We start from the raw sequence: 16,016 nt of genomic DNA, 5'->3' as shown, positions 1-16,016 counted from the left end.
CAACCAGTGGGAGCGGGGTCGGTGGGAGCGGGGTCGGTTCTTGACTTTTCCAAAAACTCGCCAGAGTTAAATTTCCCGACACAGCGATGGCCGCGCCATTTCCTCGAAACATACCCGCCGTATCGACCTATCCCTCTGATATAATTAGAGTTGTGTCAATAACGCTTCGTGCGAAGCCTAGATGAGATTGCCCATGGACACGTCTACCCCAACCCAACTTCGTTTCCCCGACATAGCCGGCTTCACGGGGCGTGCCAATTTCGAGGGCGGTGCGATGTGTTAACGGCTGAGCAAACCCGCGCATAAATGGCGAAGGTCGCAGGCGCAGGTTCGAGCGGCGTGACGCGGCCTCAGCGCGGATAGGTCGCCTCGACTCAAGCCAGGTCACGCCGCCGGGGTGGGCTTAAGAGTCGGCTCAGAAGATCAAGTCATCGTCGTCGACTTCAAAGGTCGTTATGCGGTCTTGTTGCATGAGTTCGACCAGCTGCCGATCGTATCGGCTCCAGATGGCATCGCGGAGTTCGTCGATAAAGTCATAGATCGCCAATGCCTGCTCTGGTGTCCAGTCGTCCGGTATCGGGGGATGGGTCATGGTTGGGCTCCTTTGTTGGATTTGGCTGCGGATTGGCGCCGCTGCGCCTGTTGCTGCTGTCGCTCCTTGGCCTCCTTGAGCCGGTAGGATTCACCTTCGATAGTGAGGATCTCGGAGCGGTGTACCAGCCGGTCCACGAGGGAGACCACGCAGGAGGCGTTGGGAAAGACTTCACCCCATTCGGCGAAGGGTCGGTTGGTGGTGACCAGGGTGGATTTCTCCTCGTAGCGGCGGGAGACGATCTCGAACAGCAGATCGGCATGGCGATTGGAGTAGGCGAGATACCCCACCTCGTCGACCGCTAGCAGTTGAGGGCGGGCGTAGCGGGCGAGGCGCCGCTTGAGGGCGCTGTCGCCATCCTGGGCGGCCAAGTCATTGAGCATCTGGCCGGCGCTGGTAAAGAGGACGCTGTGGCCGGCCAGCACCGCTTGATGGGCGATGTTGCGGGCCAGGGTGGATTTGCCGACCCCGTTGGGTCCCACCAGGATGATATTGACCGCCTCGGTAAGGAAGTCGAGGCGCATCAGCTCACTGACCAGTTCCCGGTCGCAACGGCTGGGCCAGCCCCAGTCGAAGTCGGCCAGGGGTTTGAAGCGGCCCAGCCGCGCCCCTTTCATGCGCCGCTCGAGGCTGCGGTCGGCACGTTCTTCCTCTTCCCACTGGATCAGGGACTCGACCCAGCCAGCGTCGGCGTGCTCCTCCCAATGGCTCAGCAGGCCATGGAGCTTGAGGGCCGTGGCCCGTTCTTTCAGGGATGGGTTAGGGATCATTGGGCTCCTCCTGGGCGTCGTCTTCGGCTTCGGGCGGGGTGGACTGCAAGGCGTCGTAGCCGCCCAGATCATGGGTGCGTACCACCAGCCCCCTGGCGCGCGCGTGGTCGATGCGCACTCCCACCCGGGGCGGCTGGTTTCTCGCCTCGCGCCTCCGCTGCAGGGCGATGCGCACGCCGTTGGGGTGAGCGACCCCGTGGGCCAGGCTCTCCTGGATGGCCGCTTCCAGCTCGGGGGCGCCGTAGGCATCGAGGAGGCGCAGCAGGGCGGCGGTGATGGCGCCGAGGTTGTCGCCACGCTCAGCGGCCTGTATGAGTAACTGCCGGCTGGCCGGTGCGGCCTGGGCCAGGTGGTCCTGGCCGCGATGATGCCGGGCCTGGCGTTTGATCTGGACCAGTGCCTCGATGTGTTCCGGCTGTTCGATCTGCCGGCCCTTGTCGTAGCTGCGCGGGTGGCGGGCGATGACGTCTCCGCCGTCGAGGATCCGCACCTCGGTGGGTGAGGCCGAGACGGTGAGGGTGCGGCGCACATGGGTGTGGGGCACGCTGTAGTCGTTGCCCTCGAAGCGCGCGTAAGGGGTCTTGCCGATGTGGACCTCGACCCGCTCGTCGGTGGGATAGGGGTTATCGGGCAGCGCCAGCAGGGGCTCCTGCTCGAAGGCCTGGCGCACCGAGAGGGCACGGTCCTCCGGGCAGGGCCGGTCCATGGCCCAGCCGTTGCACCAGGCCTCGGCCTGGGCGTTGAGATCATCGATGTCGGTCCATTGGCGGGCCGGCCAGAAATTATCGCGTATCGTGCGGATGGCGCGCTCCACCCGCCCCTTCTCGTTGCCCCGGGCCACCGCCACCGGACGGGGCTCAAAGCGGTAGTGGGCGGCGAACTCGAGCAAGGTGGGATGGAAGCGGATGGCCTCACCCTGGCGCTCCAGCACGGCGCTTTTGAGGTTGTCGTAGAGCAGGACCTTGGGCAGGCCGTTCGAGGCGGTGAAGGCCGCCTCATGGCCCCGCAGGAAGTTGGCCATCTTGGCATCGAGGAAGAAGCGCAAAAAATGCGCCGGGAGTAGCTGAGCACCATGACAAAGGCCATCAGGGCATGGGTTGCGCGGCCGATGGTGAGCTTGCCGAAATGGCCCCACTATGCCGAGTTTCAGACTATGCCGAGTAAAGCGGCAAATCCATCGTAGAGGTTGATTCTGAGCCCATCGGTGCTCGGCATAGGCTATCTCCTCCCTGATCAGAGAGGAGAGTCAAAATGCAACCAATTGTCGAAAGATTGTGGACGTTGCGGCATGAGCCGGTGGGTCCGTTAACGCCCTTTCTAGATGCCTTCGCCAGTCACTTGGACGCTCAAGGTTTTAAACGCCATCTACTCGGTCGGCAGATCCGGGTGGTCGCGTATTTCAGCTGCTGGCTTGAGGCTAAGCAGATCCCCGCCAGGTCGATCACCGATGAGCAGGTCGGGCGTTTCTTCGGTTCGATGGTAGGACGACCCGTGGTTCAGGCGGGTGAGCGGGCGGCTCTGGGCCGCTTTGTGGATTTCTTGCGCCAGCGCGACATCATTGGCCCGCTGCCCGTGCCCACGCAGGCTACGCCGGTCCAACAAACCGTCCGCGCCTTCGCCGAGTACCTGCAGCAGGAGCGGGCGCTGTCGGATCGCACGCTGATCAAATACTGCCCGTTTGTCGAGCAATTCCTGTCCGAGTGTTTCGGCCAAGGCCAGGTAAAATTCCAGACCTTACGGGCGGCGGACGTCATCAGATTCGTCCGGCAACAAGCCGCTCATCTGAGCCCGTCTGTAGCCAAGTCAGCAACGACGGCGCTTCGGGCGTTCTTTCGCTACCTGCACCATAGCGGTCTGCTGTCATGCGACCTGGTCGCGGCGGTGCCGACCGTACCCAACTGGTCGATGACCGGGATCCCTCGCGCCATCGCCGCGGAGCATGTGCGCGCCGTTCTCGCCCACTGTCCGCGCAACACGCCAGTCGGACGCCGTGATTACGCCATCCTCCTGCTACTGGCGCGCCTGGGTCTGCGGGCGGGCGAAATCGTCTCGCTGTCCCTGGAGAGCATCGATTGGGAAGCGGGCGTGATCAGCATCTGTGGAAAAGGCGCACAGCCCGCCAGTCTGCCCTTGCCGACGGATGTAGGCGAAGCGATTGCCGATTACCTGCGTCACGGACGCCCCCGCAGTGACAGTCGCCGCCTGTTTTTGCGCGCCGTGGCGCCGTTGCGTGGGCTGGGAGCAGCGCAGACTGTTACTACTCTCGTGGGGGCTGCCCTTCGGCGCGCTGGTGTGGACGCCCCGCACCACGGAGCCCACCAGTTCCGCCATGCCCTGGCTATCGACATGTTGCGTCACGGCGCCGCGCTGACCGAGATCGCCAGCGTCTTGCGACACCGTCATATAAAGACCACCAGTATTTACGCGAAAGTCGATTTTGCGGCGCTGCGACCGTTGAGCGCGCCGTGGCCGGGGGGTGCGATATGAGCACGTTGCGGGATTTACTGGACGATTACCTGACGATGCGCCGCGCCCTCGGATTCAAATTACACAGCGACGGAACAGGGCTGTCGACTTTTGTCGGTTTCATGGAACAGCAACAGGCCGATACCATCCGCACAGATCTCGCGCTCGCCTGGGCGAAACAACCCACAGCGGTCCGGCCGGAGCAATGGGCGAGGCGCTTGGGCTTCGTGCGCGGCTTCGCCCGGTACTGCCGGGCCTTCGATGAGCGTACAGAGATCCCACCCTCACAGTTGCTGCCATTTCCCCGCCGCTCGCCAAGACCCTACTTCTTTACCAACGGGGACATCGAAACCTTGCTGCTGGGCGCGTCGCGGCTGCCAGCCCAGGATGAACTGGCCAATCACACCTACCATTGTCTATTTGGCCTACTCAGCGTCGCGGGTCTGCGCATCGGCGAAGCCCTGGCGTTGACAATCGATGACGTCGATCTCGATGAGGGGATCTTGACGTTGCGCTCCACCAAGTTTGGCAAGTCCCGGCTGGTGCCACTCCACGCTACGAGTGTGGCGGTATTGGCCGATTATCGGCGCCGACGCGACCACTTTTTGGCCGGCCGTGCGGCTTGCCACTGGTTCGTCAACACTCAAGGCAACCCGCTGGGTTACGACAACGTCAGGGCCGTTTTCCGTCGCCTGACCGCCACTCTGCCCGACCAAAACGGACGGCGGCGACCCCGGCTACACGACTTGCGTCATCATGCCGACAACCGGATTATGCCGAGTGATCGGCAATCCTTTGCTTTTTTCTCTCCTAGTTTTGCCTAGTTACGGCCATAGCACGGTTTTCAGACGCGGCATAATCCGGTCATCTCTCCGGACTGACAATAGGGTCAGGAAGGAGAAGAGACATGCTCAAAGAGTTCTTAAAACAGGGCGATTTCCTCGAGCGCTTACACAGTAACCCGCTGCGGGAACACCTCGATTCGTTCTCGACCTCACTGGTCGAGGAAGCCTACGCTTCGTCGACAGTCCGATTGAAGCTTCTCTGGGTCGTCGAATTTGGTTGGTGGCTGCAAGAGGAGCAGCTCACAGCTGAGCAGCTCAGCGAGCACATTGTCGATCGGTTCCTGAAGGAGTTGCAGCGCCTGGGACAGCTGCAGCGAGGTCAAAGGCCGACCACCCTAAGGTTTGTTGCGTATCTGCAGAGTCAGGGGGTCATTCCGTTTCCTGAGCCGGTTTGTGACACCTCGCCGCTGGCCGAGCTCGAGCGCCGGTACGAGCGCTATCTGCGAACCGAACGCGGCCTGACCACGGCGACGGTGTTGAACTACCGGCCCGCTGCCCATGGTTTTCTGGTCCATCATTTCGGCGACGGCCCCTTGCGTATCGAGGAGCTGACGGGATCGGACATCTCCACCTACGTCCTTACCCACGCTCGCTGCCAAGGCGCAAAAAGAGCGCAGCTTCTAGTCACGGCACTGCGCTCGTTCTTTCGATTCTTGTTGCGCGAGGCGAAGACCCAGATCGATCTGGCCGCTTGTGTGCCGGCCGTCGCGGATTGGCGCTTGTCGTCCGTTCCCAAATTCCTGACCGCGGAGGAGATCCAACGCCTGTTGGATGGCTGCGATCGCACGACAGCGACAGGGAGACGCGACTATGCGGTCCTGGTCCTCCTCGCCCGCCTTGGACTACGTGCCGGCGAGGTCGTCGCCCTCGAAATCGATGACATCAATTGGCGAGCCGGCGAAGTGATGATTCGCGGGAAAGGCTTCGTGCATGAGCGCTTACCGTTGCTCACCGAACCGGGAGAGGCGATGGCTGCCTACTTGCGTCGGGATCGTCCCGAGACCCGCTCGCGCCGGGTCTTCGTTCGCATGAAGGCACCCCATTCGGGCTTCGCCGGGCCATCAACCGTCTCGACCATTGTTCGGCGCGCTCTGGAACGCGCCAGTCTCCAACCGCCTGCCAAGGGCGCCCACCTACTCCGCCACACCCTGGCGACGGAGATGCTCCGAGGGGGTGCATCCATGAGCGAGATCGGCCAAGTGCTCCGACATCGCTCCCCGAACACCACGGAGATTTACGCCAAAGTCGACCTCTCCGGTCTCCGCTCCCTTGCCCCACCGTGGCCGGACATAGGGGGTGGGCAATGAACCAGCTACGTGACGCTTTGGAGGAGTATCTTGCCGTGCGCCGGAGCCTGGGATTTGGCCTGCGGATACCGGCGAGCTTGCTACATAACTTTGTCTCCTTTCTGGAAGCCAACGAGGCGACCTATATTACCCGAGCGTTGGCGATTCGCTGGGCCGAACAACCCCGCGACGCGCAGCTAGCCACATGGGCGGGGCGCCTGGGAGTGGTGCGTCGCTTCGCCCGCTGGCGCAGCGTGACCGATCCGCGCACCGAGATCCCACCGGATGGCCTCTTGCCTTACCGCTACCACCGTAACCCTCCTTACATTTACACCGATGAGGAGATCGAGCGGCTCCTTGGCGCCGCCGCAGGGCTGCCTTCCGCCAATGGCCTGAAAGCCCGCAGCTACTTGACGCTGTTCGGCCTGCTTTCCGTCACGGGCATGCGCGTAAGCGAAGCACTCATGCTCGATCGTGTGGATGTCGATTTGGAGCAAGGAATCCTTACCATACGACGCACGAAGTTCGGCAAGTCACGGTTGGTGCCAGTCCATCGCTCAACCCGCGATGCGCTGGAAAGCTACGACACGCAAAGAACGCGTGTGTTTCCCCGCCCGGAAACACCGGCATTCTTCTCTCCGAGCGTGGTCGACGCATCACGGAGTGGAGCGCGCGTTACACCTTCGCGAAACTCTCCCAACGGATCGGCCTGCGCGGCGCCGCGAAGGGTCACGGGCGCGGACCGCGGATTCATGACATGCGCCACCGATTTGCGGCCCGCACGTTACTGCAATGGTACCGCGCGGGGGTCGATGTCGAGCACGAGTTACCCAAGCTTGCCACCTATCTTGGCCACGTTCACGTGAATGAGACCTACTGGTATCTCGAGGCCGTCCCGGAACTCCTCCAGTTGGCCACCAAGCGCCTGATGGAGAAGGCCGAGGAGGTCCGCTCATGATCGCCAACAGCTTTCCCGCCATGCTTCAATCCTTTTTCACGGAGCGCCTATTTCGGCAACGCTGCGCCAGCGGACACACCATCGCTGGATACCGTGATGCCTTCCGTCTTCTTCTGCGTTACGCAGCAGAACGCCTCGGCACAGCGCCCTCGAAACTGCGGCTCGAGGATCTCGATGCGTCCTTCATCGGGCAGTTCCTCGATCATCTCGAACAGGAGCGGGGAAACAGCGCGCGCACCCGCAACGCCCGCCTGGCTGCAATCCATTCGTTCTTTCAATATGTCGCTTTGGAGGAGCCCGCCCATGCGCTGCTTTGCCAGCGCGTCCTGGCCATGCCGAACAAACGCCATGAGCGCCGGCTGATCGAGTTTCTCCACCGCGATGAGATCGATGCATTGATCGCCGCTCCAGACCCCTCCACGTGGATCGGCCGCCGGGATCGAACCTTCCTGACCGTGGCCGTTCAGACAGGACTGCGGGTTTCTGAACTGATCGGACTTCGCTGTCAGGACGTCGTTCTGGAAACCGGGGCCCATGTGACATGCCTAGGAAAAGGCAGAAAACAACGCGCAACACCACTGAGTGAGGAAGTTGCGGCCATGTTGGGCAGTTGGCTGCAAGAGCGTAACGGCTTGCCTCAAGAGCCAGTCTTTCCCAGCAGCCGCGGCGGGCCACTCAGCCGGGATGCGATCGAACGCCTGGTCGCAAAACATGCCAAGATAGCCGAGCAAAGCTGTCCCTCCCTGCGCCGCAAAAAAGTGACCGCCCATGTCCTGAGGCACAGCGCCGCGATGGACCTTTTGCAGCACGGTATCGATCGATCGGTGATTGCCCTCTGGCTGGGACATGAGTCCGTGGAAACGACACAGATGTATCTCCATGCAGACCTCCGCCTGAAGGAGCAGGCGCTGTCTCGCACCACGCCCCGAGGGATCGAACCGGCTCGCTACCGCCCCGACGACCAGCTGCTGGCATTCCTCGAGAGCCTGTGATTATGCCGACTCGAGGCACCGCCCGAGCGCCGCCAGCCGCTTTCCAGCAGCGCGATTCGGCATAATCCGGTTGTCGGCATGATGACGCTTATGCCGCGCGCGGCATAAGCGTCATCATTTTGCCATCTCGACGGTGGTGCGATGGTATCGGGAAAAGCAAGACGTGGAGCGGCGGCTACCCGTACTGTCGGCCTTCCTTGGTCATGTCGAAGTCCGGGATACCTATTGGTATCTGTCGGCCTGTCCCGAGCTAATGGAGGCGGCCAAGGACCGGCTGGAAAATCGCTGGGAGGACGTATCGTGAAGCCGCAAACATCTTTCGCCAGCATGTTGACCCGCTTTTTCACCCAGCGGCTGATGCAACAACGACAAGTCAGTCCCCACACCATCCACTCTTACCGCGATACCTTTCGCTTGCTGCTGCGGTTCGCCAAGACGCGTCTTGGCAAAGAGCCGTCCCAACTGGCCTGGGAGGAGATCGACGCGCCGCTTGTTGGCATTTTTCTCGACGATCTTCAGGCGCAGCGTGGGATTGGGGCGCGCACCCGCAATTTGCGCCTGACAGCTATCCGTTCTCTGTTCGGTTACGCTGCCTTCGAACTGCCGGAGCATGCCGAGCAGATCCAGCGGGTCTTGGCGATTCCGGCCCAACGCTGTACGCACGAGCAGGTCCATTACCTGCCCCGGCCGGAAATCGACGCTCTACTCGCCGCCCCGGACCCATCCACTTGGTCTGGCCGGCGTGATCACGCTTGGATCTTGCTGGCGGTACAAACCGGGTTGCGGTTGTCCGAACTGACCGCACTGGCGCGCGAGGATACCCATCTCGGCAGCGGTGCCTATGTGCATGTGCTGGGCAAGGGCCGAAAGGAACGCGCCGTTCCACTCGCCCGTCAGACGGTGGCGGTACTCCAGGCCTGGTTGGCAGAACCGGCAGTGGGCGAAGGGCGGATCCTCTTTCCCAACCGCCGCGGTACTCGCCTGAGTAACGACGGACTCCAGTATCTGCTGGCCAAGCATGTTGCAACCGCCCGTGAAACCTGTCCGTCACTTCGTGGCAAACGAGTGTCTCCACACCTTCTGCGACATACCGCCGCCATGGAATTGTTGCAGGCGGGCGTCGACACAACTGTGATCGCCCTGTGGCTGGGCCATGAGTCGGTGCAGACCACGCACATTTATCTGGAGGCCGACTTGGCGATGAAGGAAAGAGTCCTTGCCAAGACCACACCGCACGAGGGCTCCCACGGGATCTACAAACCCGATGATGCCTTGGTCGCCTTCCTCAAGGCGCTTTGACGCAATAGCGACTATGCCGAGTTATCGACTCGCATGGCTTACCCGAGACCTTAAGTTGAGGGTCACCACGAGGGACAAGAGGAAAAACTCGGCATAGTCTGAAACTCGGCATAGTGGGGCCTATGCCGAACTCGGCATAGGCCCCAGTCGATCTGTCCCTGGTCGCCGGGCAGGGTCTTCAGGCGCAGAAAGGCCTCGGGCCGGGGGCGTGGCCGGTAACAGGCGAGCTGATGGCGGAAGTGGTCGGGGCCGCCGGGGTAGCCCCGTTCACGCACCATGCCGTAGAGGCGGCTGGCGGTGAGCGTGGGGAACTGGGCCAGGGTGTCGGTGATGAACGGCAGATAAGGATCGATCATCGACGGCTGCGCAGCCCGCTCGACCTTCGGCATGCCGGCCTGGGAGAGCACCCGATTGACGACGTTGTGGTGTACGCCCAACTGGCTGGCAATGGTGCCCACCCGCCACTTCTCGACGTAGTGATAGCGCAGGATCTGCGCCTCTTGTTCTTTGCTGATGGCCAATGCGTTTCTCCTCATCTCGTGGCCGGCCGGCTCAAGGGGGCTGAGCCCGGGCGCCTGGTGGCCCCTGTCGGGTGACTGTTCCAAGCGCAGCAGCGGCGGTGGCGCGATGAAGCGGGCCGGTACGCAGGAAAGGCCCGCACTCACGGCCGCAGAAGTGGCAGCGAATGGGCGCCATCATCGGCGCGCCATCCGCACCGCGGCGGCCAGCCGGCCTCGCCGGAACGGGGGGTAGTGGATCATGAGGGGGCGGGGCCGGGGAACCCTGATGCGTCACTTTCTGCCTTCTCGCCCGGTAGCGGCGTTGCCGCTCGGCATGCTTGTGCCGGCCCTGGCGGCTCTGCTGGTAGCGCCAGCCGGCGGCCCGCAGAGACGCGCTTCGTGCCGCCTGCGCACACCCTTCAGGGCAATAGATGTTGCCGCGGTCACAGCCACTGCAAATCATCACCTGACGATGACAACGGGCGCAGTTGTACAGGCGTGCAGAGTTCTCCATCGGCGATCCAGGCCGATGAGGACTTGATTGTCAGGGGAAAACGAGAAATAGTGTGCGGGCACGTGCTCTGCACGGCCCGGGGTGCGATACCGGGATCGACCGCCAAGTCAATTAGACCCGGTATCGCACCTGTCTCAACGGCCCCTCTTCATCTACCCGATTCCGGCACTCCTGTCACCGGTTGCTCGCGGCCGCCCGCCAGACGGCTCAGCGACTGGTTGGCCTGGCAATCAATCCTTCGCCAGATATGCGCGGGTTTTTACAGCCATCTACACGATGTCCAATGATTGGTGCACGCTGCGGAAAACGGCATTCAGCGCACCGCAAACCCCCCGAACAAACGGCGTGGTCGCACCCAGGATGGCCCTCTGCTCGCTCGGACGCCCGGGAAAACGGCTCGATCGGCATCGAAGCACCTTGGTCGGCCACCCGCAGGCTGCGATGGCGGGTTTATGAAACATCCGGGCTAAAGGCGATCGGCCGCGGGGGCTCTCGGGAGCAACCCCCTCCGTCGCAGGGCGGAGGGGTTTTTTTTGAGCCAATTGATTCTGATTCCCCCTGGCCCTTTACACTGCGCTCGTGTACACGAGGTTTTTGTATCGATCATGAAGAACATCACGCTGAGTGCCGATGATCGGCTCATCGAGGCGGCGCGGGCCAGGGCCCGGGCGGAGCACACCACGTTGAACGAGCAGTTCAGGCGCTGGCTCGCCGAGTACGTCCGCCAGCGCCGCCAGGTGGAGGATGCCATGGAGGTGGTGGAGCGCCTGCAGGGTTACGCCACCACCGGGGACCGGCGGTTCAGCCGCGAGGAAATGAATGAGCGGTGATTTTCTCGACTCCAATGTGCTGCTCTGTCTATTCACGCCCGAGGAGGCGGGGAAGCAGAAGCGCTCGCGGGAGTTGTTACGCGTGCTCATGGAAACCCGCCGCGGCGTAATCAGCTTCCAGGTGGTACATGAGGTGCTGAACGTCCTGGTCGGCAAGCTGCCGGCTCCGGCCCGTCCGGAAGATGCCCGGGAGTTCCTGGATCGGGTGCTCGTGCCCCTGTGGCGGGTGTGGCCCAGTACCGCCCTCTAACAGCGAGCCCTGGATATCCGGGGCCGTTACCGTTTCGGTTTCTATGACAGCCTGATCGTCGCTGCCGCCCTGGATGCGGGGTGTGAGCGGCTCTACACGGAGGACCTCCAGCACGGGCAGGTGATCGAATCGCTATCCCCAACTCCAGGCGGTGGGTCCGCTGCGCTTGACCCACCCTACGGTGCTGCGATGCCGGCAAGGTGCGTAGGGTGGAACAAGCGCAGCGGTTACACCATTGCGGCTAGGCCTTGCGGGAGCGGCTCCGGCTCCAGCCGATGCCGGCGACACCCAGAAGCATCAGGGCGAGGGTGGCGGGGACGGGGACCGCCTGGGCGGCTACGTTGTCCAAGTGCACCCGGGTGCCCGCGCTGCTGTTGTTCTCGGTCAGGGTGAAGCGTACCTCCCCGGTGGGCGCGACGATGGCGAGGTCGGACAAGGCTATGGTCTGGGAGAACGCGGTTTGCGGCAGGCTGAAGTTGCCGCTCACGCTTCCCTCGTTCAGCAGTACTACCGTCTGGCTGCCCCCGTTGGTGTCGTAGGTCAACTCCACTTGGAAGAAGTCCTCTATCGTGGGTTTGTTGCTCTGCCACAGGTACTCGAAGCTTACCGAGAGGGCCTGGGATCCGGTAGGGATGTTGAAGACCTGGAAGAACTCCGTCACGCCGGGCGTGCCGGGCTGGCCGACCCGCGCCAGGCCGCCGTCCCAGTTCACCGCGTCATCGCTCCAGATCACGCCGTCGGATGTCCCGCCCTGAAGTGTGGTGTCGATGCTCCATCCCGAGAGGTCGCTATCGAAGATGCCGTTGGTTATCAGCGTCGCCTGGGCGGTACCGCTGAGGCCGCCGAGTACCAGGGCGAGGACGCAATGCTTCAGACCATTGTTGTTCATTATTCCATCTCTTCCTATGGGTTGGATTGAACGGAAACTCTATTTAGGAAAGCCCATGCAAGAAAAACGCCAGGGTCATGGATGGAGTTTAACCAATTGAAAACAAAGGGGAGGCACCAGGCTCACCAAGGGAAGACGCTGGCAAAGGGGTGGAAAGTGTAAAATTTTCCGACGCCGATGATGGCGTAGGTAAGGGCACGTGCACTCCGGGGTCGGGTCTTGCCTTTTGCCTTTGGGTGCGGCTCTTTTAGAACGACTCATTCCAACCAGACCATGGCTTGTGTTCCCGGCCCGTGAAAGCGCTGAAGGTGGTTTCGTCTCCACTCCTGCTTCTTGTGGAATGCCTGATACCTATCCCAGTCGCCACTGGCGCGGATCGCACGGAGTCGAAGGATGCCCTCCGCGGTTTTTAGTGACCAACGCGCCCCCGTGATTTCGAACCGATCAGCAATCAGATGGCGGCACGCGCCTTCCATTCCGGGGTCGGGTCTTGCCTTTTGCCTTTTCCACCACAGCCACTATTCGACTGACCCGGGTCTAGGCTCCGGGTCATGGTGGATCATCAGGCCGCAACCAGTACCGACACCCTGCCGGCCGCATGACCCGCCACCTTGGGGCGAATCACGATCTCCACGTCCCGATCGAGCAGGGTAATGAAGTGCAACAGGCGTTCGGACGAGAATCGGCTGAGCTTATAGCGGCGCAGGTCTGAAACGTGCGGCTGGGATATACCGAAGATCTCGGCCACCGTCGCCTGCGTGAGCTTGCGCTCCCGGATCAGGTCATTGAGGCGCATTGCCAATTGCGTGCGCAGCTTGCGTTCGTCGGCATCCGCCAACCCGAGATCGCGGAATACATCGCCCGTACCCACATCCACCCGTTCAGTCTTCTTTGCCATAGCGCACATCGTAGTCTTTGTGGGCCAGCTTGAGCCGCTGCCGAATCAGGTCTATATCGGTCCTGGCAGTACGAATTCCGGTAGGCGATTTCTTCTGAAAGCAGTGCAGTACGTACACCGCTCTCGAAAACCGCACCGTATAGGCCACCCGATAGGTGTCTCCCCGATGATCTTCGACCAACTCGAATTCACCATGGCTTCGCTGAAGGCGGCTGGCCGCCCGGCTGCGCAACGCCGAGGCCGTATCCGAAATCATCGATCACGTTATCCGGGAATTCCAGAGATCGTGTTTAGCGGATCCAATCCAGTGCAACGGCCGCTCATTCCGGGACGAGGTACTCGCGCCGAAATTATACCTTATTGGGTATGGTCGACGTGAAGAATTCCGACAACCGGCTGGCGCCAACCTCGCCGAAGACTGGGCCCGGACCAACTCTGCCGCCGGGTCGACGACCCAACTTGCTTTCCCGTTTCTTGAGGCCCACAAACCCACATTTGTGGTAAGCTACGGGCGTCACCCTCAGACCATAGAGCTTATGCCATGAGCCGCCTGACCCTCGACGTCACAGAACAGCAGCACCAGACTCTCAAGGCTCTCGCCGCCCTGGAGGGCAAGACCCTCAAGCAATATGCCCTTGAACGCCTGTTCCCCCCAGATTCAGCAGGGGACCAGGCGCTGGATGAACTTAAAGGGCTACTGTCCGAACGTCTGGCCGAAGCCCAGCGTGGCGAGGTGGTCCAGAGCAGCATCAGCGAACTCGCCGGGCAAGCATTGCACGCTGAATCAAAAGATTAATGCGTCCTTACGTTCTCACCCGCAGCGCGGCAACCGATCTGCGCGATGTTGTCCGTTACACGCTGCAAACCTGGGAACGGACGCAATGCCAGGCCTATATCGCGCAGATCGAAGAGAGGCCGCCACGGGAACTGGCGCTCGGGCAAGGCGGGTACAAAAACCGGGACGACTTGTTGCCCGGCTTGCGAGTGCGCCGCGCCGGACACCATTACCTTTTTTGCCTGCCCCGGGATAATCAGCCCTCGCTGATGCTGGCCATCCTGCACGAACGCATGGACATGATCGCCCGCCTGCAGGAGCGACTGGATTGATTCGAAGCGAACCGCCGCGCGGATATGGGGCCGCGCTCGTGCTCGTGCTCGCCCGGACATTGGATTTTGCCGAGAAATGGCGAGAGAATGACCACCTATCGCACGTCGCAGGGCCCGAAGACATGGACGAAGGCGCCTCACCGCCCACGACCACCACCCGATCAGCGCCACCCCCGGCGCACCGCGCCCACCCTGCGCAATACATTTCGCTATAAATCAGTCCGCGCCGGTCTGATGGGCGGCTTAGTCCAACAGACATTTATTCGCCATGCTGCGCACGGTGGATAAATGCTCATTAGTTATGTGACCCCTCAATTTTCCCTGATCGAACCTTGACGCCTGTACCACTATTGGTGCAATTAATCAATGTCAGTGGACCGACCAATCCTGGTTTTATTCTTCCGCCTGGACTCGGGTCGAGAGCCGGTTATGAATTGGCTCCGAGGAATGGATGCAGCCAGCCGTAGGACGATTGGTGAGGACATCAAGACGTTGCAGTTTGGGTGGCCTGTAGGTATGCCCCTCGCGCGGAAGATGGATACCGACTTATGGGAACTCAGATCCAATCTGGCAAGCGGGATCACTCGGACCTTCTTTACAATCCATGAAGACAACATCGTATTGCTCCATGGTTTTGTCGAGAAGTCTCAGAAGACACCTGCAAATGAATTGGCTACGGCCAAACGAAGACTTACTAAATTTTCCGACACAGCGATGGACGCGCCATCCCGTGAAACGCGCCGGCTGCATCGACTTACGATGAAGCCGGCCAGTAGTACTTGATCAACTCATTGAGTCCGGCGTCGGCCTTCTCCTGTCGTTCAACCTCGGCTTGGATTCGGGAGATCCTGGATGGGTGTACCTTGCTACTCGGTCTCCCAGGCCGCCACCTCCTCCTCCGGCAGGGGCTCGAAAAAGGCATCGTCGACCCGCGCCTTGCCTTTGAGGGCACCAAACTGGCGTTTACGCTGCGGCGGGTTCAGGGGCGTAAGCCGCACCAGGGGCGTATTGCCGCGGGCGATGACGATGTCTTCGCCCGCGCAGGCCTCCGCCACCAGGCGCGACAGGTGGGTCTTGGCGGTATGGACGTTTACCTGTTTCACTTGAATGACTCTTAGTCTACTTGACTAAGTCAAGTATAGGCATGGCACGGTGGACGGGCAACCCATAGTCGATTCGGGTGAGGCGGCGCTGCGATACTTCAGGGAATCTGGCTATACGTCACTATCCGTGGGTCCAGGCCACGTCTAGTGCCCGCGTGGCAATTCTTCTCTGATTACAAGTGTCGAGTGGCCAACTGATGATCGTGTAGAACTCGGATGATTTCAATTCCGTAGTCAACTTCTCGGTAGTAGATAACGTGACGCAAAGTTGGATGCTTTCTGTATCCTGGCCGGATATTATCGCATCTCTTCCCGAGCCTTGGATTGCTGGTGAGAAGGTCAAACGCGGCCGCTATATCGTCAATGTATTTTTCGGTTTGTTCGTGACCCCACTGGGAAAGCGTGTACAGCCACACGGATTCCAAATCGTCTCGCGCTTTAGGCGAGAGCCGGTACTCCGGTTCAGGCATGCTTAGCAGTCATTACGCTTTTAAATTCGACTGTATCAAATGGTTGTGGCTCACCACTTTCCTCGCCTTCGATCAGGGCTGCTCGGATAGTTTCGATATCAGCTTGACTGGTCTGATCACGCCGGATCAAATCCCGAATATATTCACTGTCATTAGTAAATTCACCTGCATTGATTTGGCTTTTTATCCAACTATCCTGACTTTCGGTGATGGTAATAGTTTTGCGCTTGGTGCCCATTAGTCGACC

19 protein-coding genes and 4 pseudogenes are annotated in these 16,016 nt (G+C 61.2%); 12 read left to right on the top strand and 11 right to left on the bottom strand.

The annotated features are described in order from the left end of the window. Positions 1-415: 415 nt before the first annotated feature. From U5S82_10530 to U5S82_10520, 3 genes and pseudogenes are all read right to left on the bottom strand, one after another. Positions 416-592, bottom strand: coding sequence for a hypothetical protein (locus tag U5S82_10530; protein ID MDZ7752080.1), 177 nt, complete (start codon positions 590-592; stop codon positions 416-418). Then, positions 589-1,362 carry an IS21-like element helper ATPase IstB gene (istB, locus tag U5S82_10525; protein MDZ7752079.1) on the bottom strand — a complete coding sequence of 258 codons (774 nt, stop codon included), beginning with the start codon at positions 1,360-1,362 and terminating at the stop codon, positions 589-591. The genes U5S82_10530 and istB overlap by 4 nt, the downstream gene beginning before the upstream one ends. After that, a pseudogene (locus tag U5S82_10520) lies at positions 1,352-2,496 on the bottom strand (IS21 family transposase). Before U5S82_10520 ends, istB begins: the two are co-directional and overlap by 11 nt. Before the next feature lie 117 nt (positions 2,497-2,613). Here U5S82_10520 and U5S82_10515 point away from each other — a divergent pair. The 7 genes and pseudogenes from U5S82_10515 (at position 2,614) to U5S82_10485 (ending at position 9,208) form a co-directional block, all read left to right on the top strand. Continuing rightward, a complete protein-coding gene (locus tag U5S82_10515) occupies positions 2,614-3,849 on the top strand; it encodes a site-specific integrase (GenBank protein ID MDZ7752078.1) in 1,236 nt (411 codons plus the stop codon). Then, complete coding sequence (locus U5S82_10510; GenBank protein ID MDZ7752077.1) at positions 3,846-4,652, top strand: tyrosine-type recombinase/integrase; 807 nt, start codon at positions 3,846-3,848, stop codon at positions 4,650-4,652. The genes U5S82_10515 and U5S82_10510 overlap by 4 nt, the downstream gene beginning before the upstream one ends. Positions 4,653-4,735: 83 nt before the next feature. Beyond that, a complete protein-coding gene (locus U5S82_10505; GenBank protein MDZ7752076.1) occupies positions 4,736-5,980 on the top strand; it encodes a site-specific integrase in 1,245 nt (414 codons plus the stop codon). Next, complete coding sequence (locus U5S82_10500) at positions 5,977-6,825, top strand: site-specific integrase (GenBank protein ID MDZ7752075.1); 849 nt, start codon at positions 5,977-5,979, stop codon at positions 6,823-6,825. Before U5S82_10505 ends, U5S82_10500 begins: the two co-directional genes overlap by 4 nt. Positions 6,826-6,913: 88 nt before the next feature. After that, on the top strand, positions 6,914-7,909 hold the full coding sequence (locus tag U5S82_10495) for a site-specific integrase (GenBank protein MDZ7752074.1): 996 nt from the start codon (positions 6,914-6,916) through the stop codon (positions 7,907-7,909). Between the two features lie 109 nt (positions 7,910-8,018). After that, positions 8,019-8,213, top strand: a pseudogene (locus U5S82_10490) (integrase). Next, positions 8,210-9,208 carry a site-specific integrase gene (locus tag U5S82_10485; GenBank protein ID MDZ7752073.1) on the top strand — a complete coding sequence of 333 codons (999 nt, stop codon included), beginning with the start codon at positions 8,210-8,212 and terminating at the stop codon, positions 9,206-9,208. The pseudogene U5S82_10490 and the gene U5S82_10485 overlap by 4 nt, the downstream one beginning before the upstream one ends. A gap of 140 nt (positions 9,209-9,348) precedes the next feature. Here the strand turns inward: U5S82_10485 and U5S82_10480 are convergent. After that, a pseudogene (locus tag U5S82_10480) lies at positions 9,349-9,729 on the bottom strand (IS21 family transposase). Between the two features lie 1,098 nt (positions 9,730-10,827). Here U5S82_10480 and U5S82_10475 point away from each other — a divergent pair. Both U5S82_10475 and U5S82_10470 read left to right on the top strand, forming a co-directional pair. After that, positions 10,828-11,052, top strand: a complete 225-nt coding sequence (locus U5S82_10475) for a hypothetical protein (GenBank protein MDZ7752072.1) — start codon at positions 10,828-10,830, stop codon at positions 11,050-11,052. Next, positions 11,042-11,302 carry a hypothetical protein gene (locus U5S82_10470; protein MDZ7752071.1) on the top strand — a complete coding sequence of 87 codons (261 nt, stop codon included), beginning with the start codon at positions 11,042-11,044 and terminating at the stop codon, positions 11,300-11,302. The genes U5S82_10475 and U5S82_10470 overlap by 11 nt, the downstream gene beginning before the upstream one ends. 241 nt (positions 11,303-11,543) lie before the next feature. Here the strand turns inward: U5S82_10470 and U5S82_10465 are convergent, their stop codons facing one another. The 4 genes and pseudogenes from U5S82_10465 to U5S82_10450 all read right to left on the bottom strand — a co-directional run bounded on the left by U5S82_10465 (position 11,544) and on the right by U5S82_10450 (position 13,345). Continuing rightward, on the bottom strand, positions 11,544-12,191 hold the full coding sequence (locus U5S82_10465) for a PEP-CTERM sorting domain-containing protein (protein MDZ7752070.1): 648 nt from the start codon (positions 12,189-12,191) through the stop codon (positions 11,544-11,546). A 257-nt stretch (positions 12,192-12,448) separates the two neighbouring features. Continuing rightward, positions 12,449-12,667: pseudogene (locus tag U5S82_10460) on the bottom strand (hypothetical protein). Between the two features lie 86 nt (positions 12,668-12,753). Beyond that, a complete protein-coding gene (locus U5S82_10455) occupies positions 12,754-13,089 on the bottom strand; it encodes a helix-turn-helix transcriptional regulator (GenBank protein ID MDZ7752069.1) in 336 nt (111 codons plus the stop codon). Further along, on the bottom strand, positions 13,073-13,345 hold the full coding sequence (locus tag U5S82_10450; protein ID MDZ7752068.1) for a type II toxin-antitoxin system RelE/ParE family toxin: 273 nt from the start codon (positions 13,343-13,345) through the stop codon (positions 13,073-13,075). Before U5S82_10450 ends, U5S82_10455 begins: the two co-directional genes overlap by 17 nt. Before the next feature lie 285 nt (positions 13,346-13,630). Between U5S82_10450 and U5S82_10445 the strand changes: the two genes are divergently transcribed. The 3 genes from U5S82_10445 to U5S82_10435 all read left to right on the top strand — a co-directional run bounded on the left by U5S82_10445 (position 13,631) and on the right by U5S82_10435 (position 14,979). Beyond that, a complete protein-coding gene (locus U5S82_10445; protein ID MDZ7752067.1) occupies positions 13,631-13,885 on the top strand; it encodes an antitoxin in 255 nt (84 codons plus the stop codon). Next, positions 13,885-14,196: a type II toxin-antitoxin system RelE/ParE family toxin gene (locus U5S82_10440; protein MDZ7752066.1), complete on the top strand. Its 312-nt coding sequence runs from the start codon at positions 13,885-13,887 to the stop codon at positions 14,194-14,196. Before U5S82_10445 ends, U5S82_10440 begins: the two co-directional genes overlap by 1 nt. A gap of 366 nt (positions 14,197-14,562) precedes the next feature. Continuing rightward, on the top strand, positions 14,563-14,979 hold the full coding sequence (locus tag U5S82_10435) for a type II toxin-antitoxin system RelE/ParE family toxin (GenBank protein ID MDZ7752065.1): 417 nt from the start codon (positions 14,563-14,565) through the stop codon (positions 14,977-14,979). A gap of 83 nt (positions 14,980-15,062) precedes the next feature. Here U5S82_10435 and U5S82_10430 read toward each other — a convergent pair whose 3' ends face one another. From U5S82_10430 to U5S82_10420, 3 genes are all read right to left on the bottom strand, one after another. Continuing rightward, positions 15,063-15,299 carry a type II toxin-antitoxin system Phd/YefM family antitoxin gene (locus tag U5S82_10430; GenBank protein ID MDZ7752064.1) on the bottom strand — a complete coding sequence of 79 codons (237 nt, stop codon included), beginning with the start codon at positions 15,297-15,299 and terminating at the stop codon, positions 15,063-15,065. Between the two features lie 173 nt (positions 15,300-15,472). Further along, on the bottom strand, positions 15,473-15,769 hold the full coding sequence (locus tag U5S82_10425; GenBank protein ID MDZ7752063.1) for a type II toxin-antitoxin system RelE/ParE family toxin: 297 nt from the start codon (positions 15,767-15,769) through the stop codon (positions 15,473-15,475). Next, positions 15,762-16,007, bottom strand: a complete 246-nt coding sequence (locus U5S82_10420; protein ID MDZ7752062.1) for a type II toxin-antitoxin system ParD family antitoxin — start codon at positions 16,005-16,007, stop codon at positions 15,762-15,764. Before U5S82_10420 ends, U5S82_10425 begins: the two co-directional genes overlap by 8 nt. Positions 16,008-16,016: the final 9 nt, after the last annotated feature.

The organism is Gammaproteobacteria bacterium, assembly GCA_034522055.1.
Lineage (GTDB): Bacteria > Pseudomonadota > Gammaproteobacteria > JAABTG01 > JAABTG01 > JAABTG01.
The sequence above is the reverse complement of the archived record's forward strand: the minus strand, read 5'-3'. Positions and strand labels throughout refer to the sequence as shown.

Excerpts from the sequence above, each read along its gene's own strand:
- U5S82_10420 (MDZ7752062.1), bottom strand. The coding sequence starts at position 16,007 with ATGGGCACCAAGCGCAAAACTATTACCATCACCGAAAGTCAGGATAGT.
- U5S82_10440 (MDZ7752066.1), top strand. The coding sequence starts at position 13,885 with ATGCGTCCTTACGTTCTCACCCGCAGCGCGGCAACCGATCTGCGCGAT.
- U5S82_10515 (MDZ7752078.1), top strand. The coding sequence starts at position 2,614 with ATGCAACCAATTGTCGAAAGATTGTGGACGTTGCGGCATGAGCCGGTG.
- U5S82_10445 (MDZ7752067.1), top strand. The coding sequence starts at position 13,631 with ATGAGCCGCCTGACCCTCGACGTCACAGAACAGCAGCACCAGACTCTC.
- U5S82_10470 (MDZ7752071.1), top strand. The coding sequence starts at position 11,042 with ATGAGCGGTGATTTTCTCGACTCCAATGTGCTGCTCTGTCTATTCACG.
- U5S82_10495 (MDZ7752074.1), top strand. The coding sequence starts at position 6,914 with ATGATCGCCAACAGCTTTCCCGCCATGCTTCAATCCTTTTTCACGGAG.
- U5S82_10450 (MDZ7752068.1), bottom strand. The coding sequence starts at position 13,345 with ATGATTTCGGATACGGCCTCGGCGTTGCGCAGCCGGGCGGCCAGCCGC.
- U5S82_10500 (MDZ7752075.1), top strand. The coding sequence starts at position 5,977 with ATGAACCAGCTACGTGACGCTTTGGAGGAGTATCTTGCCGTGCGCCGG.
- U5S82_10510 (MDZ7752077.1), top strand. The coding sequence starts at position 3,846 with ATGAGCACGTTGCGGGATTTACTGGACGATTACCTGACGATGCGCCGC.
- U5S82_10455 (MDZ7752069.1), bottom strand. The coding sequence starts at position 13,089 with ATGGCAAAGAAGACTGAACGGGTGGATGTGGGTACGGGCGATGTATTC.
- U5S82_10475 (MDZ7752072.1), top strand. The coding sequence starts at position 10,828 with ATGAAGAACATCACGCTGAGTGCCGATGATCGGCTCATCGAGGCGGCG.
- U5S82_10465 (MDZ7752070.1), bottom strand. The coding sequence starts at position 12,191 with ATGAACAACAATGGTCTGAAGCATTGCGTCCTCGCCCTGGTACTCGGC.
- istB (MDZ7752079.1), bottom strand. The coding sequence starts at position 1,362 with ATGATCCCTAACCCATCCCTGAAAGAACGGGCCACGGCCCTCAAGCTC.
- U5S82_10425 (MDZ7752063.1), bottom strand. The coding sequence starts at position 15,769 with ATGCCTGAACCGGAGTACCGGCTCTCGCCTAAAGCGCGAGACGATTTG.
- U5S82_10505 (MDZ7752076.1), top strand. The coding sequence starts at position 4,736 with ATGCTCAAAGAGTTCTTAAAACAGGGCGATTTCCTCGAGCGCTTACAC.
- U5S82_10530 (MDZ7752080.1), bottom strand. The coding sequence starts at position 592 with ATGACCCATCCCCCGATACCGGACGACTGGACACCAGAGCAGGCATTG.
- U5S82_10435 (MDZ7752065.1), top strand. The coding sequence starts at position 14,563 with ATGTCAGTGGACCGACCAATCCTGGTTTTATTCTTCCGCCTGGACTCG.